The 25977-nt window shown below is 53.8% G+C and carries 22 protein-coding genes and 1 pseudogene; 13 read left to right on the top strand and 10 right to left on the bottom strand.

From position 1 onward, the window contains the following. Positions 1-45: 45 nt before the first annotated feature. Together L6D63_RS06345 and L6D63_RS06340 are read left to right on the top strand one after the other, a co-directional pair. A complete protein-coding gene (locus L6D63_RS06345) occupies positions 46-330 on the top strand; it encodes an MbcA/ParS/Xre antitoxin family protein (protein ID WP_176393372.1) in 285 nt (94 codons plus the stop codon). A 56-nt stretch (positions 331-386) separates the two neighbouring features. Further along, the gene (locus L6D63_RS06340; protein WP_131670694.1) at positions 387-1178 is read left to right on the top strand and encodes an SIR2 family NAD-dependent protein deacylase; all 792 of its coding nucleotides are present in this window, start codon (positions 387-389) and stop codon (positions 1176-1178) included. 79 nt (positions 1179-1257) lie between these two features. Here the strand turns inward: L6D63_RS06340 and L6D63_RS06335 are convergent, their stop codons facing one another. Then, positions 1258-3672 (bottom strand): S8 family peptidase, encoded by a 2415-nt coding sequence (locus tag L6D63_RS06335; RefSeq protein ID WP_131670695.1) that lies wholly within the window; start codon positions 3670-3672, stop codon positions 1258-1260. Positions 3673-3693: 21 nt separating this feature from the next. Further along, positions 3694-4677, bottom strand: coding sequence for an AAA family ATPase (locus tag L6D63_RS06330; RefSeq protein ID WP_034139800.1), 984 nt, complete (start codon positions 4675-4677; stop codon positions 3694-3696). A gap of 733 nt (positions 4678-5410) precedes the next feature. Between L6D63_RS06330 and L6D63_RS06325 the strand changes: the two genes are divergently transcribed. From L6D63_RS06325 to L6D63_RS06310, 4 genes are all read left to right on the top strand, one after another. After that, positions 5411-6391, top strand: coding sequence for a toll/interleukin-1 receptor domain-containing protein (locus L6D63_RS06325; protein ID WP_131670696.1), 981 nt, complete (start codon positions 5411-5413; stop codon positions 6389-6391). A 265-nt stretch (positions 6392-6656) separates the two neighbouring features. After that, positions 6657-7052, top strand: a complete 396-nt coding sequence (locus L6D63_RS06320) for a DUF6957 family protein (protein WP_131670697.1) — start codon at positions 6657-6659, stop codon at positions 7050-7052. 159 nt (positions 7053-7211) lie between these two features. Continuing rightward, positions 7212-7850, top strand: coding sequence for an antitoxin Xre/MbcA/ParS toxin-binding domain-containing protein (locus L6D63_RS06315; RefSeq protein ID WP_236170291.1), 639 nt, complete (start codon positions 7212-7214; stop codon positions 7848-7850). A gap of 192 nt (positions 7851-8042) precedes the next feature. Next, on the top strand, positions 8043-9782 hold the full coding sequence (locus L6D63_RS06310; RefSeq protein ID WP_034139918.1) for a hypothetical protein: 1740 nt from the start codon (positions 8043-8045) through the stop codon (positions 9780-9782). 254 nt (positions 9783-10036) lie between these two features. On the opposite strand, the gene L6D63_RS06305 is transcribed toward L6D63_RS06310, so the two are convergent. The 5 genes from L6D63_RS06305 to L6D63_RS06290 all read right to left on the bottom strand — a co-directional run bounded on the left by L6D63_RS06305 (position 10037) and on the right by L6D63_RS06290 (position 15915). Then, a complete protein-coding gene (locus tag L6D63_RS06305; protein ID WP_236170290.1) occupies positions 10037-11032 on the bottom strand; it encodes a hypothetical protein in 996 nt (331 codons plus the stop codon). A gap of 455 nt (positions 11033-11487) precedes the next feature. Further along, positions 11488-12543: a TniQ family protein gene (locus tag L6D63_RS28750; RefSeq protein ID WP_373873757.1), complete on the bottom strand. Its 1056-nt coding sequence runs from the start codon at positions 12541-12543 to the stop codon at positions 11488-11490. A gap of 14 nt (positions 12544-12557) precedes the next feature. Further along, positions 12558-13451 (bottom strand): TniB family NTP-binding protein, encoded by an 894-nt coding sequence (locus L6D63_RS06300; RefSeq protein WP_034139803.1) that lies wholly within the window; start codon positions 13449-13451, stop codon positions 12558-12560. Next, positions 13448-15367, bottom strand: coding sequence for a Mu transposase C-terminal domain-containing protein (locus tag L6D63_RS06295; protein WP_131670699.1), 1920 nt, complete (start codon positions 15365-15367; stop codon positions 13448-13450). Before L6D63_RS06295 ends, L6D63_RS06300 begins: the two co-directional genes overlap by 4 nt. Further along, a complete protein-coding gene (locus tag L6D63_RS06290; protein WP_034139805.1) occupies positions 15364-15915 on the bottom strand; it encodes a TnsA endonuclease N-terminal domain-containing protein in 552 nt (183 codons plus the stop codon). Before L6D63_RS06290 ends, L6D63_RS06295 begins: the two co-directional genes overlap by 4 nt. A gap of 235 nt (positions 15916-16150) precedes the next feature. Between L6D63_RS06290 and L6D63_RS28745 the strand changes: the two are divergent. Further along, a pseudogene (locus L6D63_RS28745) lies at positions 16151-16216 on the top strand (ATP-binding protein); the annotation flags it as partial. A 663-nt stretch (positions 16217-16879) separates the two neighbouring features. Here the strand turns inward: L6D63_RS28745 and L6D63_RS06285 are convergent. After that, a complete protein-coding gene (locus tag L6D63_RS06285) occupies positions 16880-17101 on the bottom strand; it encodes a helix-turn-helix domain-containing protein (protein ID WP_131670701.1) in 222 nt (73 codons plus the stop codon). A 103-nt stretch (positions 17102-17204) separates the two neighbouring features. On the opposite strand from L6D63_RS06285, the gene L6D63_RS06280 reads away from it, so the two are divergent. The 4 genes from L6D63_RS06280 (at position 17205) to L6D63_RS06265 (ending at position 21519) form a co-directional block, all read left to right on the top strand. Continuing rightward, positions 17205-17795 carry a hypothetical protein gene (locus L6D63_RS06280; RefSeq protein WP_131670702.1) on the top strand — a complete coding sequence of 197 codons (591 nt, stop codon included), beginning with the start codon at positions 17205-17207 and terminating at the stop codon, positions 17793-17795. Beyond that, complete coding sequence (locus L6D63_RS06275) at positions 17792-19192, top strand: DEAD/DEAH box helicase (RefSeq protein ID WP_131670703.1); 1401 nt, start codon at positions 17792-17794, stop codon at positions 19190-19192. The genes L6D63_RS06280 and L6D63_RS06275 overlap by 4 nt, the downstream gene beginning before the upstream one ends. 141 nt (positions 19193-19333) lie before the next feature. Beyond that, positions 19334-19738 carry a DUF6957 family protein gene (locus L6D63_RS06270; protein WP_131670704.1) on the top strand — a complete coding sequence of 135 codons (405 nt, stop codon included), beginning with the start codon at positions 19334-19336 and terminating at the stop codon, positions 19736-19738. A gap of 1040 nt (positions 19739-20778) precedes the next feature. Further along, on the top strand, positions 20779-21519 hold the full coding sequence (locus L6D63_RS06265) for a hypothetical protein (protein ID WP_217325388.1): 741 nt from the start codon (positions 20779-20781) through the stop codon (positions 21517-21519). Between the two features lie 728 nt (positions 21520-22247). Here the strand turns inward: L6D63_RS06265 and L6D63_RS06260 are convergent. Next, entirely contained in the window at positions 22248-22451 is a 204-nt protein-coding gene (locus L6D63_RS06260; protein WP_131670706.1) for a hypothetical protein, read from the bottom strand. A 148-nt stretch (positions 22452-22599) separates the two neighbouring features. On the opposite strand from L6D63_RS06260, the gene L6D63_RS06255 reads away from it, so the two are divergent. Then, the gene (locus L6D63_RS06255) at positions 22600-22815 is read left to right on the top strand and encodes a hypothetical protein (RefSeq protein WP_131670707.1); all 216 of its coding nucleotides are present in this window, start codon (positions 22600-22602) and stop codon (positions 22813-22815) included. 177 nt (positions 22816-22992) lie between these two features. Further along, entirely contained in the window at positions 22993-24084 is a 1092-nt protein-coding gene (locus L6D63_RS06250; RefSeq protein ID WP_131670708.1) for an IS630 family transposase, read from the top strand. A 425-nt stretch (positions 24085-24509) separates the two neighbouring features. On the opposite strand, the gene L6D63_RS06245 is transcribed toward L6D63_RS06250, so the two are convergent. Continuing rightward, on the bottom strand, positions 24510-25265 hold the full coding sequence (locus tag L6D63_RS06245) for an ion transporter (protein ID WP_131670709.1): 756 nt from the start codon (positions 25263-25265) through the stop codon (positions 24510-24512). Between the last annotated feature and the right edge of the window lie 712 nt (positions 25266-25977).

Here is a 25977-nt window from a genome sequence, read left to right as displayed (position 1 = left end):
ATGTATGCTGAACCTGCTGAATGTCGCAATTCGCAGGTGGCAACGATGCACTCAAAAGTACAACCCAAACCTTACTATTGGTCGATTGGTAAGAACACTTTTACTAACGTCAATTGTCTAAGCAGCCACCACCAAGCATATCTAGTACGGCGATACATGATCTTGGGACAGGCGGCAGAGGTGCTCGGCAGCTGTGATCGTGCCGAGCAATGGTTCAACGAACCCGCCCGTGGCCTGGATTATCAACCGCCTTGCAGCGTTATTGATGATGACCATGGCTATCAGCGGATCAAAGACTATCTGGGCCGCATTGAATATGGCGTGTATTGAGCAACGCCGGAAGCATCCCGTTATTGGCACAGACAAGCGCCGTAGGTGGTGGGAAGATGAACAGCACTGTCGAAGCCGTAGTCTCGCTGGTCGGGGGTGCGAAGCGGATCGTGGTATTTACCGGTGCGGGCATCTCGGCCGAAAGCGGTATACCCACATTCCGCGATCCGTTGACCGGAATATGGGCGCGCCAGGATCCGGAGAAGCTGGAGACAGCTAACGCGTTCCGCGAGGACGCAGCATTAGTCTGGGGATGGTATCTATGGCGGCGGGCGCAAGTCGCGCAAGCGGTGCCCAACGCTGCGCATCAAGCCATTGCGCAGTTGACATGGACGCGAGATGTAACGGTGATCACGCAAAACATCGACGACCTGCATGAGCGAGCTGGAGCAGTGGATGTAATCCATCTGCACGGTAGCTTGGAACAGCCCAAATGCTTTGCCTGCCATAGGACTCCAACGGCCTTCTCGTTCGAGGAACCGATTGCTAGTGAGGATATGAGGATCGAGCCGCCTCGCTGTCCCCGCTGCCGCGGCAAGCTACGCCCGGGTGTGGTGTGGTTCGGTGAAGAACTGCCGGCGGTGGCTTGGAAGAAGGCTGTTCTTGCAACAAAAAATTGCGACGTTCTGCTGTCGATCGGCACTTCGGGGGTGGTCTTCCCGGCCGCAGAGATTCCAACCATGGCTCTGCGAGCCGGTGCTTACGTCGTGCACATCAATCTAGTGCAAGTTGCGCAGCCGAGCTGCCGTGAGTTGTGCCTAGTGGGGCGCGCAACAGAAATCGTTCCGGCTTTAGTTTTTCTGATGCGCCCATCGACTGGCGCTCAGGTTGAGAGACCGGTGCCCTGAGGAAATCGTCAGCCCATCTTCCCCGACGTCCGGTCTCTACAACAGAGAGCATCTCATGAAGTAACGCAGCTTCAACCGACTAAAATGCCGCCCGCTGCCGGGCCTCTTCTCGTGCCTGGAGCTGCAGTTCGAGCTGGGCTTGGATCTCTGTGTACAACTGAGCCCGCTCGTTATCGCGATCAGCTACTGTCACCACGAGCGAATAGGGTTCTTTGTCCAATACGTCCGGGTGATTCCACTCCCGATCTTGACGAATCACGACGACAAACCATTTCTCAGCAGGATTGCGTTGCTTGAAGGTCCACTTGGATGACTGCACCGTACCTCGACTTCTCAGTTGAGCGGAGATATCCCGGTTCGGCTCGGCGTCGTCACTACGGGTCTCATTTTCCTCCTGCTTGTCCCTGTTGAAGTAGCCCTGCACCTCGTCCAGGGAAGCCCCTTTGACCAAACGGAAACTGATCTGGGTCGCAAGATAGTCCAGGCGAGTGGTACGCACTGCCGGCGAGTAGGCCAGCGTGACGCACAACTCCCTAAGACCCCGCGTCTTGCGCAGGTAGGTAGCAGGAAGAGGCAGCTCATAAAACTGGCAGGCATCCTTCTCGATGCTCTCTTCGCACATCAATACAACGCATTGATCCGAGGATCGGAACAAGTCACTTTCACTCACTTGGCCGTATCCACCCACATCGCGGGAAATCTCGCGGTTGTAGGTCGCTTTATTGGCTTTGTAACCCTTGCGCATCTCCTCCGAGAAAGTGCTCTCCACCTCGCTCGACAGAGACGCATGGTTCACGAGCATGGCTCGCAGAAGATTGGCTGAAGCCTCCGGGTATTCATTGAGCAGACGCCCTGCCAAATGAGTGATGTAAGGCGCAGAGAAACTAGTGCCACTGAGTTCCTTGAACAGCGTATTGCCTTGGAACTGATGGTTCATCGTCAGCACGCCCAGACCGCGCATGTCGGTCTTCCACTGCTGATTGTTGTAATGCACCGGACACGCCAGGTTGCCACCATGAGCGACCAACTCCGGCTTTAGAGCCCCTTTCACCGACGGGCCATGTCGGGTGAACGGTGAGGGTTGGTTCTCCGATGCCGGAGACAGCTGATGGATCTCGGGGTGTCGCTGGCTGTCGAAAGTGGCGTCGTGGCGGGAAATGCTGCCGACGGTCAGCACATTCAACGCAGGTGCCGGGTCAATGATGACACTGCGTTCGTGCAGCAGGTATTCCGGATACTCGTCCCGCCAGCTTTTTATCGGTACGGCCGGATCCTCAGAGCCCATGAAGTTGCCGGTAGAAACGACAAACAGCACGTTGTGTTTACGCGCAAGCACATCGAGGATGTAGGCCAGACCGCGAATGTGTGTACCGTCGTAAGGCGCATTGGTATTTCCCAGCGACAAATTGAAGATGCGGCAGCCCAGTCCCACGAAATGCTCAACGGCCTCTGTCAGAGTCGCTTCTACCGTGTGCTCGTCATAAATAGCATTGTGGGTGTCTGGGCATTTGCGCATGACCTTACCGTTGTAAAGCCAGATTTGCGGATTCCAGAAGTTGCTTCGATCACAGGCTTCTACGTCGCCATAAAGCGCAATCCCGGCGACGGCTGTCCCGTGGCCAGCCTCATCGAATGCGTCCTGACCCGCCACGAATGACTCACTTTCTGCAATTGCCGATCGAAGCAACGGATGGTTAGTGTTGATACCGCTGTCCAGGATGCACACCCGCGCCGCATCGTCGGCAGGGCGTGGAATGTTTGCCGGGATCTGAGCAATGTCACGGTTCAGCTGCGGGTAAGAGATGCCAGTCTGGGGAATGAGGTCAACCATGCGCACGTCACTATGGTTGAGTAGCCCTTGTGCTTGAGTATCACTCACCTCGACGCGGTACATCACCAAGCTGTCGAAGTTGAGCTTGTGGATCGTCTTGATGCCATTGTCCGCCAGCCACTTTTCGAACGAGGCGCAAAGGCGAATGCGTGCCGGATGATTGGTGACGTGGTGTGGCCAGAGTTCGACGTCCAGTGTGAATGTTTCAGAGTCTGGAAGGCCGATATGGCGTAAGGCCCAGCTTTTGCGGTCCTCGGCGGACCACGCATCGATACCCTCGATGGCTTCCAGAATCTGCTTGTAGCTGACATTCTGCCCGAGCACGCCCAACTTGTTCAGGTGGTCTTGAAAGATGGCCAGGCCGGCCTCGGTCGCGAACACCACACAAACCTGCTTGCCCTCCTGACTGATGAATTCCAGGCCATGCTTCTGGAGATTTTCAAACGTCATCGCGCCGTCGTACTGCAACTTGAATACAAACGGGGAGTTCTCGGCAGACTTGTGCTGCTTTGCAGCAACACCCGCTGCCGTCGCAAAATAGCCGTTAAGCTTCTGGCCATGCCCCCGCAAGTCATCGCGCTTGGTGAACTTGGGGGGATTTTTCGTCCGACGACGATTGTCCAGGTTTTCGCGCTCAAAACTCAGGTGTTTGTAAGTTGCCAATTCATCGTCCTTGATAGCAGGTTAGTGCTTGCGGAGTCCCTCCCGCACCAGTGCGTTGCGTAGTTCTTTGATCGTGAGGAACTCCTGATTACGCAATATCATACGCTTCACAGCGCGCCGGACAACACGTTCCACATCCGCACCGCTTTTTCCATCGAATTCTTTTAGTAACTCGGGATCATCCAGTTCGAACTGACGACGGGTCCCACGCAACTTCAGCTGTAACAATGCCATCAGCTGCTTGTGATCAGGCAGCGGAAACTCAATGGCGTCATCAAACCGGCGCCAAATTGCCGAATCCAAAATATTTTCGTGGTTAGTTGCTGCCAGAATAAGGCTTTGCCCGTCGTAGGCGTCCATCATCTGCAACACCGCATTAACTACGCGGCGTAGCTCGCCGTGCTCACCGCTATCACCACGCTCTTTACCAATGGCATCAAACTCGTCGAAAAGAACGATTAACTGATGTTTCGCAATGAAATCAAAGACCTTGCGTAAATTCGCGGCTGTTTCACCCAGAAACGAGGAGACCAATGCATCGAGACGAACAATTGCCAGCGGGCGATCCAGTTCGAAAGCGATGACTTCAGCAGCCAAGGTCTTACCGCATCCAGGCGGGCCAAAGAAAATCACTTTGCCGGATGGCTTCATGCCATAGCTACGAAGCACCTCTGCGCGTCGATGCTCTTCCAGCATCTCGTCGATCATAGAGGCACTGCTTTCGGGAAGGATGATCTCCTCCAACGAGCGCTTGGGTGGCCTGATATCAAGCAAAGGAAGTCCACGCTCCTTGTCCACAGGAATGTCCGCAGTAAACTGCGGTTTACGTGCAGACTGGACATGCATATCCCCACCATAAAGGATCTGCTCTAAATCATTTGCCAATAAGTGATGTTGCTTTTGGCGCTCTTCTTCGATGATAGCTTCAGATGCACGACGAAACGCCGCCATATCTCCGACAGCACCCGCTTTTACAAGTTGCCTGAGTACTTTTCCATTCGCCATTTTATATATCCTGCCATAAGGTTGTTTCTCAGAGTCGTCAACTCATGAAACCAATTCCTGCCCTAAGCAGTGCAACTAAAAGGCTGAATCATTGCGAGCTAACATATGAGGACTCCATTCCATTTTGAAGCGTAAAGAGTATTTCAAACTCCTTACGTTAAGTTATACGTAAGAGTATCGCCCATGGTGGGTTTTTGTCCAGTATTTCTCTCGAATTTCCTTGATTTTATTGAACCAATCGACGAGCGGCAGCAGCTGTAGAAACTGCGAACCAAGCACCCGAAACGATAGGGCAGAAAGACCGTTCAAACATCAACATTATTAATAACGCAAACAAACAATATTGATCGTCGCGATAGAGAACTCGACCTTAAACTAACTTTAGGCGTGGCAATAAACACTGACGGGAGTGGCGGAAATTTCCGACACGTCAACGTGAGCTTGTTTTCGCCCATTAATAAATATGTAGAGATCTATTCAGAAATTAGCAAAGTAACTGGCAACGCCAACAGTGACTCAGTGCACAACTGACGCTGTTTGCTGGCCGCCTCATCCGCTACCCATCAGGCGCGACCCGAACAACCACCCCATAAAGCTCAATAATTTCCAATATGATGGCTTTTAGCCTTCATCATTCCTCGGTAAGGTCTTTCTGTTGACGTGTGCGTCGCAATTCGTCACCCCAGACCGGCGACCTGGTGATGTCGCTCCCTCGTTACAGAAGACTGGAAAAATGACTGAAGTAGAAAACCGTGGCCACATCTTCATTTCCTACGCCTGGGGCAACGGGTTTGAGAACAAAGAGTGGGTACGCCAGCGCGTCCTCACCCAAATCAGTTGGAACCATGACGTATTTTGGGATAGGGATAGCATCGCCTACGGAGATTCAATCGATGGCGTTATCGCTAAAGCCTTGTCCAAGCGCCCAGTCCAGGTCTTATGCCTGTGTGACCAGGACTACATCAGAGCCGCCCAACAGAAAGGTTCGGGGTTGCACCGTGAGCTGAAAATGCTTGCCGAGATCGCTTATGAACCGGGCGTGCGGATTGTGCCAGTCATCCTGGAAGCGGGGTGTGCTGACCAGTTGCCTGAGCCTTTGATCGGACGCCTCTACCTAGATCTGCAACCTCTGCATCAATTGAACATTGATCTCGGAACGGCAGTGATGGAAGTGGCCGAGGGCAGGACACCTGCGCAGGTGCAAAGTGGCGTCAACGCTCGACTGGCAGCCTTCAAACTTCGCGAGCGCGCCCTAAAATATTTCCAGACCCGACCAGTTGAAGTTTGGGGTAATGGTCGAAACCATGAAGTGACCGTCTATAGAGAAGGCACTCCTCCAACTCTGCTTCAGCCCGCGCCTTGGATGTGGGAAAGCAACAATTGGAACTACATGCTGAGCGATGATAGCCCAACGTTTTGCCCTACCAAGGGACGCTGGCATTGGGAGCTTTCCTCATCGTCCAGCGAAATGCGCCCATTGGCGACTGCGGTTTTATCGGTATTTTTTGATCAACTCGATGGTAGAAAAGCAGAGCTTTGGCTGAATCAGGGCGGTATCGTTCTAGCAAACACGTTTTTCAGGACAGTCCTGGATTCTGAGCCATTCAGATTCGATGCCGACGATGTCATCGGCTTTCTCATGCGCCGAGACGAAGGCTATGAAGCACTGGAGAAATTACTGGACGCCGCAGATGAAGGTGGTGATCGCGCGTAGCGTTTAGGGCGTAGCGTACCGGCCGTTCGGAGACCATCTGGACGGCTCGCGCAGGCAGGTCTGGGGACGCACACTGAAAAATGCCGAGACGGCATTGGAAAGGACGCCCAATCCTCTACGCCATCGCTGCATCACGAGGCACCCAACAGGCCTGCTTGCCAATCGGCGATACCCGCTATCACCATCTCTACGTAACTCCGGCGGTCTCACTGAACAACCGCCGGCGCTCAGTCGAACGAGTATTCTCTAAGGGGGGCGTGCGCGAATGGATCTCTTACGGCTACAGCAACTGTTGAGTGGGCAAGGAGAGAGCATCAACGGATGCGACTTGTCAGTTGATGATGCAATCGACTTTATACAAAGCAATTTTGGCGAGTATTCGTACTGCCTGGTTCGGGACTGGACCTTGCTGGAGCTGGAATCCTGCGGCGAGGATTACGACGCCTTACGCTCCCGTGGCCTCGAACCAGTGCTGATCTATGCGCGCAACGTTGTGCTCGACAGTCGCGAGCGCTTTAACCGAGGTGACTGGGTTCGCAGCACGTTTCAACTGAGATACGAGGACGAAGGGCTCTTTTTTACCAGAAATACTTTGTACGTGCTGCTGGGTACGGGCACGCGCCAGAGAATTACGCTGAGTGATTTACTGAGTTTGAGTTGAGCGAGCCACAGCCAGCGCCTTCGGGCTCAAAACCGAGTGGACCACTGATCGCATTCAAGCCCCGGCATCCTGCGAAGGCTCTTTTTATCCATGACAGATGCCGTTGCACGCGCGAGCATAGGGCATCCTTTATCGCAGACTGCACGTCAGGTGGATGATATGAAGAAAGACAGACACTGGTACGTTCAAACCCAGGCCACCCAAGACGGCAGTGACGATGTCATCGTCGATTTACCTCCCGCCCTGTTGCAGGAAATGGGTCTGGGCATCGGGGATGAGCTGGCTATCACCGTCGCCGGCGACACGATAATCCTGACACCCGTACGCGCCATGAAGCGTGAGTCTGCAAGGGGCACCGACGTCTTACGCGCTCAAGCTGATGACAGTTACCGAAACCGTATGAAGGTTCTTCTCAATATCCCGGTCGACGCGACTGCACAGCAAATTCACGAGATGATCGACGCTGGCTTTGAGGCGACCGCCCTTACGGCAATGAGCGACTTAGGGCTCATCAGCTCCGGTACTCTGGACGCAATCCTTCCCACCCCAACTATTACGACAAAGCTGGCCACAGGTGAGCGATTAACCGCGAGTCAAAGTGACCACCTGTTTCGCCTGGCACATACCATTGCCTTAGCCGAGTCCTTTTTTGGCGACACTGACAAGGCTATGCGCTGGCTGTCAAAACCGAAGTCCCATTTCTCGGGTAAAAGCTCGATTGAGATGCTCTCCACAACCGTTGGATTCCGTCAGGTGGAGCAGCTTCTTGCTCAAGCATCGGAAGGGATGTCGTTCTGACTCTGTTTCACAGATGCTAAAGAAAATGATCGGCATGCATGAGGTGCCGACTTGGTGCTGATCCTTTTTTGCAGGTAACGTACAGCCCCTCTGACGGAGCTTCAAATGATCAGGACGATATGCATGAGTCCACGCTTAGTCAGCCACTAATCAGCGACGAGCGTGATGCTCCTGCATATTCGGAGTTGCGAATTGTTTCATCGAATCAAGCGAGTTCCTCCCCGCGACAACCTTTGTACTACCGAAGATGGCGATGCCATCAAGCACATCCGCAATGGAACAGTGGTGGTCTGGTCTTACGAGCGCATTAGAAAAAATTTCGAAGCTGAAAGCATTCCCTTTGTGGAGGTCATCTTTCGGTTTTTAGACCGCAACGATGAGCCTGCCGGCGTGACGCCTGCGTTGATCGGCGTAAGCCGGCTGGGAAGCTTTCGTCTGGGGACCATTTGGCAAGGGGGAAAATGCATTGCCGAAACGGACCTGGGTAAAGACCAAGAGTTTTCTGTGGATTTCACTGAAGGTGTCTGGTCCTACGTCAGTATCAAAGGCAATCACCAACCCGTTCCCTATTTCAAGATCGATTATCCGCTTAGAAGCCAGCCAACAGATAAGGCACTGACCGAGTTTCTCAGCTTTCCCCTACCGAAAGGCAAAAACCTCCTGATCCCCTGTATTGAATTTCTGTACCGGTGTTATGGCAGCACGTCGGACATGGCGCGGATACTGACGACCTACCCATGGCCCAAGGTGCGGGAGCTTCTCTATGCCGATACCCAGAAAGACCCCAACAGCTGGCTTGTAAAACCACATCCCAATGTTCCTGACGACGATGGGCTGTTTCTCGCATACGCCCTATACAACAATTACACCGAAGAGGCCGCCAAGCTGCTCTACGCCGAACTGGACAATGCATACGGCAAGCGCATGAAGGAAATGAGTTTGCGGGTTAAGCCGTGGTTCCAGGGCCCTGCAAAGGTCAAGGTTCGTGGCCGCTGGATCAACAATCGCACCACATTTCTGTGCTACGAAGTCACAGGTATGAGTCAGCCACAGGATCATCCCTACGAGATAAACCGGGTCAAATATTCCAAGGATGATTCTGAACAAGATCCAACCCTTCTCGACACGATGAGGGTCAAGATTGAAACGGAAAAGCCACAGGACCCGTTTCTGATCACCGACCGTCAGGAACCCGATCAAGGATCTGCTCGATGGTCAAAGCCCGATCCTGGGTTTGAAATCCTCGGGCCGGAATGCCCCCATACCGTTTCATTTGACGAGCGATCGCTTTCAAAGAAAAAGGCCATTCTGGTCCCGCCGGGCACGACCAAGGTGCTCTCCACTGGAGACCCGCAGGGCTACAACAAAGGCGTCGGCAAATTCACTGCTGTCGCAAAGCGAGTCTTGGGTGATGGAGGCGCACTTCAAACTGTTTGGGATAAGCTTCGACACCACCTGGGCAAAAACCGCTTCTCTAGCTTGGCGTGGCAGTCAGAGCGTCAGGGTTTCGTGCAAAGCGAAGACTTCAGATTACTAACACTGGCGGCGTTTACCCCATCCGAAGCGCCCAAAGATAAGAATAGAACATGGCTTTCTTACAAAGAAAATGCTAACCACCGTCGAGGTATCTTGGTTGCGCGCATCAAGATTAGGGGCCGCTCTTTCTACCTGTTTGAACTACAGCGCAAGAAAATTCGAAAAGACACCGTGTACAGTGAAGAGAAAATTTCAGGGCTTCTAGTGGAAATCAACAACGAGGCCGAAGCGCTGGTCGAGATCTCCAGAATTTGCGCTGAGATCCGGTTTGCCAACGGTAACTTCCGTAACCTGAAAACGCCGTTGAGACATCCGCACAACATATTTCGGCATCACTCTGACATCGGCACAACGATCTTCTACGCCTTCTACCGCTTGGGCGTCACCCTCATCTGAGCAGTGACGGGATTTGTACTGAAATTATGGAGTTTATGCTCCGAACATAAACTCCATAACTTTGATACACCTCGGATTCGAGCGACATCGAGCGTCGCAAAAACACTCATCGCAAACTCACAACGACTGCTCCATCCGTTTGGATAGGGTTATCCAAAGCTCCATCGGCAAAAAATGAAAGTGGATGCTTCAGTGCATTGGGCATGTAGCCCTCGATTTGTGTCTCATCTCGATCGATCTGATATCAATCTGCCTCAGATCATAGGATCACTTAACAAGGAAGTACCGGAGGTAAAGCTAGGTACCCAATACGTTTGAACGTTGATCACCACATTAAAACCAGCTACTCCCTTCACCACGAGAGCGCTATACGAGAACCTCTTCTTATTCACGCTCCTCAATCCATGCAACAGCATCAGTGCGGCCTTGATCCATGCACGCTCGTAGTCTTCACCTTCGCCACCGGTGGAGTACAAGTTGTATAGCGTGGCCTCAAGCTTACGATTTTTCGCCCTTGCTACCGCACGCTCGCTGAGTTCTGTTGTAAGGCTGAGTCCATGGGTTCGGTTCAGATAACTGATGAAGCCCTGCGCGGTCGCACGCTGTCCCGGCGACTGAGTGAGATATGCCGTTACCGTCTTCTGCGTGGGCAACGTATCGAACTGCTGTGACGCTGAAGCCAATACGTTTTTCGCGGCACGCAAGGAAAGCCGAACAGAACTGATCGACGTAGATCCGTCGCCTTGTTTGGTCCGAAGATACTCTCGGTAACCCAGCAGTGCTTCCAAGCCAACGCCGGCGGGCGTCGATTCGATCAACTCTTGAATTCGGCGTTTTTCGGAGTGTTGGTTGCGCAGTTGCTCATCGGCCGCGACACCGTACCGCTCACTGAGCCATAGCATTGGGGTCTGCATCCTACGAAGCCCCTCTGCACTGAAATGTTCGAGCAGGAAAACGTACGAGGGTAAACCTACGGAATGCGCATCCAGGAAGCTGAAAAAGGGCACGTAGTGTTTGAGTTTCAGCGCTGCCTTCTGCGCCCCCATCTGACTTTTGAGCCACAGGCAGAACTCATTGAAGCGTTGACGCGTGCTGGCATGGGCGAACAGTTCGACATGAATATGCGCGCGACGATCAAGGCTCTTTTCCCAGGCGCAGGTCTCGCATTCGTTTTTGCGTCCCGCCGGCATCAACCGGGTGCAGCTGGCACACTGAACTTTGCCTTTTTCAGCGCACAATTTACACCGCATCAGACCATCGTTGCACTGGACCAAGAAACGGTGATGACGGCAATCCGGGCACGTTGCCGCGCCTGCCCGTGCGCATTGAGCGCAGCAGCGAACATCGGGATCGATTGCTAGGACTCGGGTTAGTTTTGTTGATAGCTTGCCGCATCGGTGGCAAGGCTCAGGTTCGGAAAAGTGATGTGCACAGCTGGCACATGCTGGGCCATAGACCGTCATCAATCCGACCGGCTTCCCGGTCTTCTTGCACCGTACACAAGGCGCTCTCGACTCGCAGCGGATGCATTTGGCGTCTTTTTCAAATACGGGGAGCCGGGCGAAATTGTCACAGCCGGAACACAATCGGCGCTTGAACAGTCGGGCATAGCACGTGTTGCAGAATCGCCGTCCCTTGTGGATCCGGTGAATCTTCGATGCGATGCATTGGCATTCATCGCATTTCAGTGGCAGTTCCGGAGGTGTCATCGTTGAAACTTCCTGAGCAATCGTTGCCATCTCATCAATACGCTTTTCACAGAGCGCGGGGTTCGGACTGGGGCGAGGTTGTAGTTACGGCGTCGACTGCTTTTCAGCACTGCGCCAAGTCTAGCAAGTGAGGCCGATAACTCTCCCGAGCGCGGCAGCAACAGCGATGGGCGCACGTGCTCCCGCTCGGCCACGGCCACCAAGCGCTCGGGACCGACCTCTAGCATGCTCCAGACGTGTGCCAAGACGCCTGCGCGGTCCACGGGTGACAAATACTCGAATGGCAAGCCCGTTGGAGGAGGCCTGAGTTCGGCCAGGTTCACACCAAGCTCACGGAAAAACATCTCCGTGCAGGGGCTGGGTGCGCGCGCGGCGGTGCGCAATATACCAATCATCCATCGCGACAGAGCAAACCATTCAGTCAGAAGCAGATGGTTCTCGCCATACCGCAGGGTAGGTTTGGAAAACAGCTCATCAGCCGCAAGCTGGAAACTCAGAGCCTGGATCGGTGCCCTGTCAGTTGACGCGAAGCCCAGCTCATATCCGCAGCGATGGCACCGACCTAGCGTCTGCTCAGGTGGTGCAAGCAGATGAGGGCATAATGGCGCATGGCAGCATTCACAGCGGTCCAGCAGAATCACCTGGTGCAATGGACATGCGCTGTGCCACGCCAGCCGATCCTGTATCAGGTAATGAGGAAGTCTTTCCTTGAAGCATTTTGGGCAGTACTGAAGGCCGCCGCTGCGACGTCGATTCCGGCACCCCAGACAGAGAAACCAGGGCGCTATCCCTCTTGGGAATTCCGCAGTTCCCGTCATCAACTGATACAGCGGCTGTAAAGTGGCCGCTTGAAGCGCTGCTGTGGGAATGCCAGAAAGGCGGGTCAGGTGCTGCGACTGTTCAATGGATAACTCTCTGTCCGGATCGTTGCACCAGTACCTCAGCCTAGGCCAGACCTCGCCTGTTAGCGTTGTGGCATCGCAACCTTGGGCCAAAGCACATCGCATTAGCCAGGAGGAGATAACTTCGTCCTGCAGAAGAGCTGGCACCATCGGCCAGACCGGATTTAAAGGACGCGCTCCCGCACCCCATCTGCACTGGTAGGACGCATCCATTGGTTTTTCTCCAGCAGTCGACGGTCAATCACTTCCGAACCGTTTCGAATCGCCTCCCTTGCACACTCACGTAAAAGGTATTCGATGTTGCCCGTGTTGCCATTGGAGATCGCGTGAATGAGCGGGGTGAGCTCCGGCGAGTACAGTTTTGAAGCGAATTTGAGAGGGAGCACTGATTCGAAGCTTTTCAGGAAACGCTGAAACTCGGCATTGACCGACCAGTTGGGCAGCGAGACAACCTCAAACCGGCTTGAATACTGTGAATCCAGGACCAGTAGCTGAAGTGCCGTCCGGGTGCCGACCAACACCAAAGGAATGTGAAGGATGTTCGACAGCATCTTCAATTCGTTCATGACATCCATGCGCTTGGCAGCCGATCCGTTGTTGATCGTATGCACTTCGTCAAGAATGAGCATGCGAGTACGCGCATCACGCAAGAGATGAATGGCCTGATGTCGAAGCTTTTCCAGCGGCGCGACGGGGTTGTGGGGTGCCCAGAACTCTCGAAGAATGGCGTTATACAGCTCTCGCTCATCAGGCTTGTGAACTTCAGCGCAAATTACCGGCCGCACGCTGACCGCATCGTCGCTGACGTACGGCTGCCCTGATAGCTCCTTGAACCGGGTGACCACCGTGGTTTTGCCTGTATTGGACTCACCGACAAGCATGAGGTTTGGCATGCGAGGACGCTCGGGTTTGCGTAGCAAGCCATTGAGGATGTCCATCAGGTTGTTAGCCGCCTGGTAATCAACCCAGCGCGGCTCATCCAGGAATGCGAGCCGATCAAGATCGGACTTTTCCATCACGTCTCTGAACTGCGGTGTGATATGGGCGTAATTAGTCACCAGACTTCTCCAAAAGTGTCCACTTCATCCACCGACAACAGTTGCGGCGATTCAGGTAACCCAATAGGTGGCAACTTGGGCTCGACGTGCGGCGTGGGCCGAGCCGGCGTAGTTTGTTTGGTGTTGTTCGTCCGCTTCTGAACACTTTTGCGAGCCTGCTTGGTGCGCATGGCAGCCTCAGTTTCCTGCTGCTTGTTTTCGTCCAACATCCGCTCGATAACGTCGTGGTTGACCGCGTCGCGGCCGGCCTTCCTCGCTTTTTTCTTGGCGTTGACGTACTCGCCCACCGTTACGCCGGCGTATCTGCCACGAATGATCGGTACCTCAAAGTGCTCTTTTAACGCCGGGTCGTAGAACCAGATTCGATTGATGTCACGAGGGTCGCGCCGAAAAAGGAATTTTCGAGCCTTGCCTGTTTTAGGATCGGTTGCACCTATCCACGGCCGCAGTGCTTCAGCGAAATACATCGCGTCCATTTCCACGCCATAGGGGTGAATGGTTCTCAGCGTCGCAGGCAAGAAGTCGAGTTGGAAACCCCACGGATCCGCGACCCTGGGCGGTAGGGGCACAATCGGGTCGTGCTCTTTATCTCCGAAAAATGCCAGATTCCATTTCTTGATCGGCGCCATGTCGATCTCTTCATGGAATTTATTGTTGTACTTGATGAGGTTTCTGACCAACCGCTGCTCGTATTCTGCAAACGTGTAGATCGACTGCTTCTCAGAGTCATATTCACGACGCTCGGCAGGATTGCTAAAAGTTGCGCCCCGATCTTTTTTGTTGATGCCGGCGAATGTGCCCATCCAGCGCTCAATGTGTCCACCCCATTGCGGGTTTTTCTTCGGCCTGAAGTCACGACGGATATTGTGGTTCACACAGGACTGCACAAGGCTATTGGTCTTGAAATCAGCACCGTTGTCACTGTGCAGCGTGCCCATTTTCCCCCACACCGGCCATTCAGCATCCACCCCATGAAGTGCCAGCCACTTTTCCTTAGGTAGGATTGAATGGACAACGCACATTGCCACCGAGACCGCAGAGGGGGCATCCATCGACAGGTAGTAGCCGGTCACCATTCGCGAATACACGCAGATTGCCAGCGTCAGCCAAGGACGACCGATGGGACGCCGGTGAACGTCGTCGACAATGATCATATCCGCCGGCGTGTGGTCGATCTGCACGATCTGGAGCGGGTACTCAGTGTTAAGTCCGCCTGGGCGCGGGTCATATTTGTTGCCCGCGAGTTCTTTATCGCCGCGTCTTCGCAAACGCGTCCGATCAGGAATGTTCTTGATGCGCGCCTGCACCGTCGACACGGTTGGAGGAGACAGCTTCAAAGCCTTGCAACGCTTTCGGACCTCATAAACCGTTGAGGCAACATCCGGGCGTTGCTCGGTCAGGTAAAAATCGTCGATGGTCTCGGCAATAACCTTCTCGACGCCCTCAGAGATCCTGGAACGACCTTTGCCCCACCCACGCTTAAGTGGGATCAGTGCGGTAACTTCGCCTTGCTCTTTGTAACGGCGCAGCCATCTGTAAACCGTAACCGCATCAACACCGGCGTCTTTCGCACGTTGCTCGACCACGCTACGTGACTGACCTCCAATGCTCAGGAGTGGGGCGATGACCGCGTAGCGTTTCTGCGCGATGGCCCATTCCTCAGCACCGATATCCTCTAAATCGTAATCTGCGTAGGGCCCTCTTACCTTGTCTCCAAGAAACGGCTTGAGCTCGCCGATTTGAAGCACCTTCGGTTGCCCGGTTTCGACATTGATCGCCAGCACGGATTGGAAATCTAATATCTGGGTAATCCGGAAGGTCTCTTTCTGATAGCAAGCAACCTGGCCGGGCGCGATATTTACGAAAGACCGGTCAATCTTGCCTCTCTTAGGCTGTTCACTAACGAAGTCATTCATTCGGCCACCATGACTTCTAACGAATCGCTCAGAGGCCCGGAAATATCGCAATCCAACTGACGGGTCGCGATGAGATGAAAGATATGCGATTTGCCCAGAGCTTCAGCGCCTTGAAAGTGCAGCGCCACGAGATAGCTGATTGATGCAATGCCCTTGAAAGCGACCGTGCGAATGATGGCGTCCAGATCCTGATCCGCGTAATCCGCGTTCTTGAATCGTTCTAAGTACTGGATGTTCTTCAGTGATTGGCCTCTGATCCGCGATTCGTCATAGATATGGAAGCGCCAACCTCGCTCCTTCGCATAACGCAACGCTGCCTTCCATTTTGGTAGCAGGTCGCGCCAGTTCTCACGCCAGTTCTCTGCCGGTTTGACCTCCACGAGCATGGGGCGCAGATGGGTGTGAGAATGGAAATGAACCAGATAATCCGGGGTATAAGTATAGGATCGGCCGCTGCGAGCAACGAAATCCAGTTGAACCGGCTGCGAGACCACAGTCAGAACATCCTTCCTGAAATCCATCCGACTGAGGAAGTCACGCTCCAACATGGACTCGAAGGCAACGCCTTGTCCGCGAAAAGCAAACACTCCGGAAAGGCTACGCGTCGTAGATTTTATGCGCCTCGCAACTGAGAACCGAGGCTGGTTGCAGCTATTGCTATCCATAATGCGGCCAGTTGCACCTATTAGCATGTTTGAGTTGCGTAATATTTGGGCGAATCATACGACAGAATGCGGAGCACAGCGTAGGTGCGTTGCATCTATTCCCAAATGTCACAGCAACTCGAAACCACAACCCGGCGAAATCACCCTCGCCCACCACGGCGTGCTGTTTCTCGACGAGCTACCGGTTAGGTGAGCATGTCAACAGTGTCGACATAATCCTGTCTAACTTAGAATCTGGCTAGGTACGCTCAGCATCGATTCAGCCGGCAAAGCAGCGCCCCCGGCTGTTTCGCTCCTGGTCACCTCATACGAGCTTATGAGGTGACCAGGAATAAAAGCCTCTGTTAGCTAGTCCGAGGGGAGATAAAAATTAGCATACCCGTTGCGACATCGGGCAATTGTTGAAAAAACGGGAAATAACTGAGAGGGGCTCCTTCACAACTAGCCCCATTGCCTGGTGGATTCTCAACAAGCCAAATCGCAGAAGCAACTGACCCCACCTGCCCCCACTTCTCATCGATAGTCATTGCAGGTTGTGCCCCCCCCCCCGCGACTACAGGAGGTCGCTTTTTGGTCGCGTCGATCTCAGTGCACGTTTTTACACAGCCTGGGCCAGAAGCGGACATTGAAGCGACTAATACAGGGGCCACATATCGCAACTCACTGACGAGACCTAACCAAGGTGAGTTTGTTGAGCCGCTAGGTCTACCTGAATTGGATAACGAGACCAAAAGTCGGGCGTTTGTGTTAGCAGTTTTTAGGATGCTGATGGCGGCGAGAGGCTTGGGGAAATGTGAAAAACGGCGCTAGGGTCAGACCTTCTTGAGGCCGGTATTGCTCAGTCGGGTTAGATTTCTGACAGCTGAGGCAGAAGGCTTGAAGGGTCGCAGGCGAGCTCCCCTGCGATGCGGTATAGCTTCTCGACGGTGATGTTTACTTCGCCACGCTCGATCCGCCCCACATAGCTGCGGTCGATATTGCACGCCAGCGCCAGTGCATCCTGGGAAATCCGACAGGCTTTCCTCTGCATTCGGATGCGTTCCCCTAACGCTTTCGCCAACTTATCCATGACCGTCTCAATTCCACTGAGGCGGCACTATCGTGCGTTTGCGGACACACGAGCCACGGATTATAATCCGTATTTCTTTCGCATTAACTCTTCTGGTGCCTCAATGAAATCGGCCTCGTTTATCTTCGATAGGCGTCTGTATGAGCTGCTTCAGGAGGAAGGGCGCACAACGTTCACGACCCGTGAACTACGCGATGCCTATGCCAATCGCCTGGACGGCATGAATTTCCGTATCGCCGATGTACGCCGCTATGTGTATGAGCAGATCCGTCGATTACTGCGCATGGGGTGGGTCGTACTCGATAAAGATCTCCGTGTTCGAGGGCAGATCTACCACCTGCAGCCGATTCCGGCGCATTTGCAACTGGAGCTGATCGACAACGGGTTTGAGAACAGCCTCAAGACTGCCTGTGAGCCCGAGCAGATACTTGCAGTGCCAGAAAATGAGGCTTTACCGCTTAACTCTTCAGACCATACGGATCAGCACTTGGAAGCGCTTCACAAAGAAATTCGCTTGGATTTCCTGTCTTCAATGGGCGAGGCGGAGCGATTCAAGCTGCTTCTGGAGGATATGCCCCATTTGCGGGACAAGGTTGAAGGCGAGTACCTGGAGGCCAGAGATCGCAGTTCTCGCCTGCTCGGGCATCTTCGTGCCATCGAAAAGACCCTCAAGACGCTTGCTGCCCCCTTATGACCCGATTGCTACGGGACTGGCAATGCAGATGTATCACCAGGGCACTGGAGCACTTTAATGTCACGCCGCATTTCTTCTGCCAGGCAACACCGGGGGCTGGCAAGACGCGCATGGCTGCAGAACTGGCCAGCCGGCTGCTTGAGCAAAACAGGATCGACCTAGTGATGTGCTTCGCGCCATCCTGCCAGGTCGTTGAGGGCTTCCGTTCGACCTTTGCTGCGGTGCTTGGCAGGCGTCTCGACGGCCAGATAGGTGCCGTGGGTGCGGCATTCACCTACCAAGCCATGGAATACCGGGATGAGGGGTTCTGGCAGCTTCTTGATAACTACCGTGTGCTGGTGGTCTTTGATGAGATCCACCATTGCGCTGGCCATGATCCGCTGCTCAGCAACGCCTGGGGCCAGCAGATACTGCACCGGATACAGGATCGCGCTGCCTTCACGCTGGCCCTGTCTGGCACACCCTGGCGTTCGGACGATCGGGCCATTGCCCTGGCTCGCTACTCCTCGCCGGAGGGGCACTTGATCTGCGACTATCGTTATGGCCTGGAAGAGGCCATTGCAGACGGCGTGTGCCGATCCCCTCGCATTGTCCTGCTCGACAATCAGAAGGTGAAACTCACGGAAGAACTGGGCGCTGATAGCTCTGTGAAGCTGTTTCCCAGCATTCCCAAGCTCTTAGGGGAATCACCTGTCACCTACGAAGAATTGCTGCGCCATGACGATGTGATCTATCAGCTACTCGATCTTGGCTGCAGCAAGCTCAATGATCTTCGCCAGATCAAGCCGGATGCAGCCGGCTTGGTCGTTGCCACTGATATTGAGCACGCCCAGCAAATTGTCCAGGCCCTGGATGCTAGGGGTGAGGGTTGCCGCTTCGTGACCAACAAAACCCCTGATGCGCAACAGGTGATCAATGCGTTCAGGCAGGGTGCTTGCCGCTGGATTGTCGCCGTCGGAATGATCAGCGAAGGCACCGACATTCCACGCCTGCAAGTGTGCTGCTACCTCAGTCGCACCCGAACCGAACTGCATTACCGGCAAGTACTGGGGCGGATACTTCGGCGCACAGGTGAATCCGATGACCAGGCTTGGCTATTTATGCTGGCGGAAACGACGCTGCAGAGCTTTGCGGAGCGAATAGCGGATGACCTGCCTGATGACCTTGCGGTGCTGAACGAGGTGCAGATGCCAGGCCTTACCCCGGGTTCAAAGCCCGGTTTGATTGGAGTTGTTGGCAGCGTTGAAGGCCTGGATGATGGTATTGGTGGAGGGTTTGAGCTGGCTGACGGGGCAGAAGCTACGAACAATATTTCTCTTGGGGGCTTTGCAGCTGAGCCAAGCTATCAGGTGAACTTTTCTCAGCATTATAGGCAGCAGTTGTTGGCTTGTTTTTGATGCTGTGAGGCCTTAGCCAGAGTTGTGGCAGCGTGTGAATTGCGCGCGATCGTCCGCGTCATTGGCTAGGCAAATAATCGGAGGTAAGCATGGGGATCAAATCGCAGGCAACGGTAATTGTGGCTACAGGGGAGGCCGTAAATGGCAAACATAAGCATTGAAAAGATCAGTGATTTTCTATCAAAAGAAGGCGAAGCAATACATAGCGCCTGTGACGACGAGGCTGCTGGCATCGTGCTTGCTCAGGAGCTGTGCCAAGGAAAACCATACTGCTCAGTAAGGCAGTGGATTCTCGTCGATCTCGATATTTCAGATGACAAGAAAGCGTTGGTTACAGAGCAAGGTTTTCAGCCAGTCCTTCTCTATGCCCACACTGTAGTTACCGATAGTGCACGTCGCTTTTCACCAGGTGATTGGGTCAGGAGCACGCTCTTGGTCGATCAAAAGAGTAATTGTCTTTTTGAAACCAAAAATAGTGTTTACATCCTCCTGGGTGCAGGAAGCCGGAAGACAGCAGATCCAGCTATAGTGACCAGCATGTTTTAATGAGCTGCGAAGAGTTCGCCAGATGACGATGCCCCACGAGCGTTCGCGTGCAATTGTGCAGGCGCGGAGTTTCTGGAGGAGCTTTCACGGGATGCTTCTCAAAGCGAAGAAGTTCGGAGAGCCGCGATACACCGTCTCTGGCACTACCCAAGCATAAGTTAGGTACTGCTTCAGGGGCGGATTCAGGACGGGCTTGAGGCTAAGTATAGGTATCAGCCGTTTCTCAGTTCGAAGCTTGAATAACTCAGTTTCTTGGGATTTTTACAGGGGCCGGTGTTTGCCACATCAAAAAATCACTGCCTATTACGACCGGCAGTGGCCGACCGATCGCTGCCGGTCGTGACGGGCAACAATCGGCCAAAGGCGGACAAATCTTATCCGTCCTAAAATTGACGGCTTGCGTTGGAATCTAAAACTTGGCGCTACTCAAATCGAGGGGGCGTCGCCACGATAATCAAGACTGGCCCACAGATGTGCGCCGGCCTTTTTAATTACCTAGACTATCCTTGTCCGCTTCGGACTGATAAGACGAAAACACCACTCAAAGTGATATTCAGAGGGCACCTACCTTGAGCGCATTTGTTTTACTCGTAGCAGCAGCCCATGGCCTTGCCCCCGTTCTTGGTGGCGTTATAGGCAAATCCAGGAATGCGGTAATCATTGGCGCGGTTATTGGCGGCGTCATTGCCCTAGCAACTGGGAGCCCACGATACGCCCTGCCCGACCTGTTCGCAGTGGGTGTCGGCACCTGGCTGGCCCTTTCTCGATTCCCAAAGACTGATACAGACAGTGGCTCGGGAGCCAGCTAGGCCCTTTCCGGCGCCCACCGGCGGAATGACCTCCCAGGCCTCAAAAGGCTGGCGCCACGATGAATATCAGCGGTAGTATCTGTGACACGCGTTCATCGACGCGTGCTGCCCACCTATGGCTCACCTGGTTCGCCGGGACGATGAAGTTTCACCTTATGCGTTGATTCCTTGAGTTTGCGGAATTCAGCAGTGGGCACTGGATAAATCCGCTCTAACTTTTGGAGCACACGCATGACCCTCCCCCTGATTACTGCTACCGCTGTTGAGAAACTCAATCGCGAAGCGAAATCCCTTGTAAGAAGTTCAGACATCAGCCTCGCTCAGGCCCTAGACCTTGTCGCCCATAAAGCTGGCTACTCAAACTGGCACCAGCTTAAAGAGCTTCACAAGCAATCTGAACACTACAGAAATCTTCTGCCACCTCATCACCGTCAAAGGCTCACATGGGTCAGTTTTAAGGATCGATCCTCAAAGCAGGTCCATAGCGTAAATGAGCTATGTGAAGCCCTCGGAGGCGTAACCCCCTACTTCTTTCGTCTGCCGTGTGAACATGCATCACTTGGTAACCCTTGCCTATGCCAACTGGATCCGTTCGCAACAGCCGTCCAGGCCAATGTCAGGCTCGACATCGGAGATAAGTACGATCATTGGAACTACTTGTTCATGATTTACGAACCAGCACGTGATTTTCACCCGTATCAAAAACGCGTGGTCGCGGGTCTTGCGTCTGCGGCTCACTACCCCAATGAGCATCTGACCATTCCGGGCTCAAATACGGCCAACGATGATCGCAGCAATACGCTCAACCCCAACAACCCGGCCTTCAAGGCTACTGCGGATAACCACGCGAACCAACTCAATCCGAATAATTTCAGGTATGAGCTCAAGGACCATGGCCCAAAACGAGATGATGACGAAGAGGAGGACAACGGCCCGTACTTAGGCATCCCTCTTACCTGGGCTGAAATCTAAGAGCTGAGTTCTCATAGGATTGCGTTACCAGCACTCCGTGAAACGATGAGGTCTTTACGGATGCCGAGGACGCACCATGCGAATTGAGTTTGAGAATGGCGCGAATTTCATTACTGCCCGCCAGGACAACGGCATGGTAGAAATACGCTGCCAGTACCGTCTTACCAACTGCCACTAGACCGCGTCGCCGGATGCTTTCACGGAGCGCCACGGCGGCCCTGCAGCAACAGCCGAGTATCTCAAGCAGTGCTATCGCAGCCAGTAACAACCAATCTGTTCGAGGGATATGCCATGGATGCCTGGATCGCTCACCAGATCTTCATTCGCCGTTTCAATGCAGCCATGGCTTACCTTCTGGTCATTGGCACGCTCGTGACGTAGTTCTTTGCCGGGCCCAGACCAGTTGGAGCCTTGTTCCTCATCTTGCTGGTCGCCGGCGGTCTCTGTGTTTGCATGGCAAACGTGGCTCTGCAGCTCGGAACCCCGCCAGTCTCCGCCACTGACGAAGAAATCCGCCACGCCGCAGCAAGCGGCCCAGCCCAGCCTGGCTGATGCGCCTTGTGGCCAAGCTCGACTGTTGAGATGAAGCCATCAGCCTTGCCGCAGCTGAAAGTCTTCTCTTCGTTGCAATCGCATGGATCATCGGAAAAGAAAAACCCAGCTAGTGCTGGGCTTTTTAATTGGTGTGCTGGACAAGCAACACGTTGAATCGCGATGAGTATTCTCGATTAAGACCGAGATACTCGAATGGTCAAGGTAGGCAGGTTGTTGACGCAGAAGGCTGTTGTTGCATTTGCCATGAAATTTACAAATGTTTTAATAACCACTTTCTTCATACGCCCTTCTCCTTCTTGTCCAGGTTGTTGAGTTGCTTTTGGTGTGTCGATGAGTGCTTGCAGGTACCACATTAATATTGCCAGCACGATCAGCATCAACAACCCGCCTCCCCAAGAGCCGCATATGACGCAGCATATTGCTCTGGAGTCGAAGCAACTTTTGTTGCCAAGACGAGATATAACAATGGTATCACAAGGGCACTGAAAAAGTAAACTTGTCAACAGCTAAACGACTAGATTTAGAATGAAATTTAAACGGAGCCGCACCACAAGAGCGAGCACTGAAGCCCTGATCACCCGGATTGCAACCGATCTGGCGCAGCTGAAAGAGCTGCTCGACCAGCCCTGCCATCTTTCAAGAGTCAACAAGACTGGCATAGAGCTGTCACCGGAAAAACTCGAATCCAGACTTAGCGTCATTCTTGAGAACAACGCAGCTGTGGCACATCCCTGCCCTTAATTACGTTGAAACCAGTTTGCCCAGAATTCGCCTACTGCTACGCAAAATACCCAGAACATGAACAGAGGGTGTCCGGACTTTTGTGAAATCGAGACTAGTGGACTGTCCGTAAAGTTCGTTTATCTATAAAGGAGTAACAAATATACTGTGCACCCCTCCTTTTTCGGCGTGAGTAACATGGCTCGACCAGCGGCTTCTTTTTGTTTAAAACCCACTGATGTTGAGACGCTGCAAAGCTGGTTGTGCATGGGATCTCTGCCTCAGAGCCTTGGTCAACGCGCCCGGATTCTGTTGCTGTTGGCTAGCGGCCTCACGCCCAAGCAGGTCAGCGATCGGTTGGAAATTTCGGCGCCAGTCGTATTCAAATGGCGCAAGCGTTATCAGGAAGCTGGCCTCGATGGGCTGAGCGACCTCCCGCGCAGCGGACATCCACGCAAGCTCGACGAGGCGAAGATTAAGGAAATCCTGACCCTGACGACCCAGCGTGTACCGCGTGAGGCGACTCACTGGAGCTTGCGGCTGATGGCCAAATACGTGGGCGTTACCGTCTGGCAAGTCGCCCAGGTATGGGCCGCCGCCGATCTCAAGCCTCACCGGCTGAAAACCTTCAAGATCAGCAACGACCCACACTTTGCTGACAAAGTGGTCGATGTGGTTGGGCTGTACCTGAACCCGCCTGGCAATGCACTGGTGCTGTCAGTTGACGAGAAAACCCAGATCCAAGCGCTGGATCGCACCCAGCCCATGCTGCCTCTCAAGCCGGGTCAGATCGAGCGCAGGACGCATGACTACAAGCGTCACGGTACGGCCAGTTTGTATGCCGCTTTCGACATCCTGACGGGCCAGGTCATTGGTCGCATCACCCAACGACACAGGGCCAAAGAGTTCCTTGAGTTCCTTCGGCAGATCGACCGCGCGACGCCTGCCGAGCTGGATCTGCATTTGATTCTGGACAACAGCTCGACTCACAAGACGGCCGCCGTCAGGGCGTGGCTGGAGAAGCATCCCCGCTTCAAGCTCCACTTCACGCCGACCAGCGCCTCATGGCTGAACGCCGTAGAGGGGTGGTTTGCTCAATTGGAAAGGCGGGCGCTGTATCGCGATGCGTTCAGCAGCGTGGCTGATCTGAAAGCGGCCATTCGCCGTTTTATCGAGGCCCATAATGAGCATTCAGACAAGCCATTTCGCTGGAACAAAACGGCTGAATCCATCATCAGCTCTGTTAATCGCGCAAAGCTCACCGCAATCAAGAATAAGTTATTGAACTAACCAAACAGTCCACTAGGAGAACTAAACACGACGCACTGCTGACGTAAATCATCTTGTCTAGCACAGAGACGATGAATGTCCCCTTATGGCCCAGGCTGTGTAAAAACGCTGGCTCCTTTTTGAGGTCTGCGTTGCTACGTAAAATCTGCCCGCGCGTGGTTGGTCAGCAGCCCTGAAATTTGCATACGGACGCGTTTTTCGTTGCGATTCTGACTGTCAAACTCGCCTTAAAGCGTTTTCACACAGCCTGGGCCGGTAGCGGCCTGTCGTGAACGGCCGGAACAGATCCATTGCTGCCTGTTTGGACGGGTAGAAAACGGCCCGAGGCCGCCGGCCTGCTCTATAAATAAAGTCCCCCTTTTTGTCCGATGTTCAAACGCAGTCCGGGTGCGGTCTTGATCCGGCGCTGAAATCAAAATGCCATTTCAAGCCTCCTTGCTTTCCTGGTTCTGAAACGCGTCACTGAAAGCCGCCGCTAATATGCCGGTTGGCATGGCGACCAACCCAATACCAGCAACCGCAGTAATACCGGCGAAAAAGCGGCCGGCAGCGCTTATTGGAGTGACGTCTCCGTAGCCAACCGTTGTCAGCGTGGCGACACTCCACCACAAGGCTCTCGGGATGCTGCCAAACGCTTCCGGTTGCTCAGCAGCTTCAAGCACGTAGAGGAAGGTGCTGGAGACCAGAAGCAGCATCAATGCGGCCATGCCACTCAGCATCAACTCGTAACGGCGCTTGGCGATGGCTTGCCACAGAAGCGTCCAGGCTTTTGTGAAGCGCCCAAGCTTCGACACCCTGAGAATTCGCACCAGTCTGGCCAGGCGCAAGTAGAAGGCGGTGCCGTCGAATACAGTCAGCAGCAAAGGTAGTAGAGCAATGAGATCAATGATCGACCAGACGCTGAAAATGTATTTGAGCCGGCCATATTTGCCCGAGAACAGGGGATTCATCGGAGCGATGTAGACCCTCAAGCAATACTCGATCAGAAAAACCCCAAACAGCAACCACTCTACTGCACTGAACATCTGATGGTAGGTTTCGGCTATAGGCTGCTCGGTTTCCAATACTGCCAGCAGCACCGCGCCGATAATCAGTATGCAGATGAAGCGGTTGAAACCTGATAAGCCATGGCTTCTGGCAGTTGCATCGACCTCAAGAAAAAGACGTTCCCTGATATTCATCGTGATGCTTCCCTATGTTGGCGATATGCATGGCAAAGACTTCTGACGGATTTTTCTCAGACACCGTCGGTCACTCGAAGTGACTATTTCGATGGATCATGGTGCGATTCCGTGCTCTCTTGGCTTATCAGCAATGATGGCATTATGAGGTCGCCCATGAAGCGTTTGGCTATTGGTTTTGCTCTACTGTTTGCCATCAACCTCCCTTCTCTGGCGGTCAGTTCCTCTAGCCATGGTATGTCACGAAACGGAACGGAGATTGTCGAGCACGGAGGTGGATGCCGCAAAAGCTCACCGCCAGGGCAGTGTTGTCATATGGATAACAAGGCCGGGAGTGTTCACTGTCATTGAGGCTGAGGCCCAGCACCGCATGCAGTCGACTGGCTGAGGGCTATGTGCCGACATGCCCAGAGGAGCGGCTATATCGGCAACGGGCAGGCCTCGCTCGGTCACTTACCTGACGGCTTCAGCCTTGACTTCTGGGGTGAATCGTTGGGTGCTCATAGACTTTCTCCTATGCTCAAAGCATAGGCCGGGGATGTCTACCGGGGCGGGGGTAGTCCAAGCATAGGCCGCTACCGGATCGGGGGTAGTCCAGTGCTTGCTGAGCGCCTCAAAAATGACTCACATTGAGGGCTCCAAACGACTTGGTACCAGAACGCGAACTGAAATCGCAGGCAAAAGTGATTCACGAGGCCATATCCCGAGGATC

The organism is Pseudomonas parakoreensis, assembly GCF_021602155.1.
Classification (GTDB): Bacteria; Pseudomonadota; Gammaproteobacteria; order Pseudomonadales; family Pseudomonadaceae; genus Aquipseudomonas; species Aquipseudomonas parakoreensis.
This window is presented reverse-complemented; position numbering and strand designations above follow the sequence as displayed.

What these genes read in the sequence shown, in the direction of transcription:
- L6D63_RS06285 (WP_131670701.1), bottom strand. Translation starts at nt 17,101, where the DNA reads ATGGATAAGTTGGCGAAAGCGTTAGGGGAACGCATCCGAATGCAGAGG.
- L6D63_RS06305 (WP_236170290.1), bottom strand. Translation starts at nt 11,032, where the DNA reads ATGCGGTGTAAATTGTGCGCTGAAAAAGGCAAAGTTCAGTGTGCCAGC.
- L6D63_RS06275 (WP_131670703.1), top strand. Translation starts at nt 17,792, where the DNA reads ATGACCCGATTGCTACGGGACTGGCAATGCAGATGTATCACCAGGGCA.
- L6D63_RS06255 (WP_131670707.1), top strand. Translation starts at nt 22,600, where the DNA reads ATGAAATTTAAACGGAGCCGCACCACAAGAGCGAGCACTGAAGCCCTG.
- L6D63_RS06340 (WP_131670694.1), top strand. Translation starts at nt 387, where the DNA reads ATGAACAGCACTGTCGAAGCCGTAGTCTCGCTGGTCGGGGGTGCGAAG.
- L6D63_RS06270 (WP_131670704.1), top strand. Translation starts at nt 19,334, where the DNA reads ATGGCAAACATAAGCATTGAAAAGATCAGTGATTTTCTATCAAAAGAA.
- L6D63_RS06260 (WP_131670706.1), bottom strand. Translation starts at nt 22,451, where the DNA reads ATGCTGATCGTGCTGGCAATATTAATGTGGTACCTGCAAGCACTCATC.
- L6D63_RS06250 (WP_131670708.1), top strand. Translation starts at nt 22,993, where the DNA reads ATGGCTCGACCAGCGGCTTCTTTTTGTTTAAAACCCACTGATGTTGAG.
- L6D63_RS06265 (WP_217325388.1), top strand. Translation starts at nt 20,779, where the DNA reads ATGACCCTCCCCCTGATTACTGCTACCGCTGTTGAGAAACTCAATCGC.
- L6D63_RS06325 (WP_131670696.1), top strand. Translation starts at nt 5,411, where the DNA reads ATGACTGAAGTAGAAAACCGTGGCCACATCTTCATTTCCTACGCCTGG.
- L6D63_RS06320 (WP_131670697.1), top strand. Translation starts at nt 6,657, where the DNA reads ATGGATCTCTTACGGCTACAGCAACTGTTGAGTGGGCAAGGAGAGAGC.
- L6D63_RS06295 (WP_131670699.1), bottom strand. Translation starts at nt 15,367, where the DNA reads ATGAATGACTTCGTTAGTGAACAGCCTAAGAGAGGCAAGATTGACCGG.
- L6D63_RS06245 (WP_131670709.1), bottom strand. Translation starts at nt 25,265, where the DNA reads ATGAATATCAGGGAACGTCTTTTTCTTGAGGTCGATGCAACTGCCAGA.
- L6D63_RS06280 (WP_131670702.1), top strand. Translation starts at nt 17,205, where the DNA reads ATGAAATCGGCCTCGTTTATCTTCGATAGGCGTCTGTATGAGCTGCTT.
- L6D63_RS06290 (WP_034139805.1), bottom strand. Translation starts at nt 15,915, where the DNA reads ATGTTGGAGCGTGACTTCCTCAGTCGGATGGATTTCAGGAAGGATGTT.
- L6D63_RS06330 (WP_034139800.1), bottom strand. Translation starts at nt 4,677, where the DNA reads ATGGCGAATGGAAAAGTACTCAGGCAACTTGTAAAAGCGGGTGCTGTC.
- L6D63_RS28750 (WP_373873757.1), bottom strand. Translation starts at nt 12,543, where the DNA reads ATGGTGCCAGCTCTTCTGCAGGACGAAGTTATCTCCTCCTGGCTAATG.
- L6D63_RS06345 (WP_176393372.1), top strand. Translation starts at nt 46, where the DNA reads ATGCACTCAAAAGTACAACCCAAACCTTACTATTGGTCGATTGGTAAG.
- L6D63_RS06315 (WP_236170291.1), top strand. Translation starts at nt 7,212, where the DNA reads ATGAAGAAAGACAGACACTGGTACGTTCAAACCCAGGCCACCCAAGAC.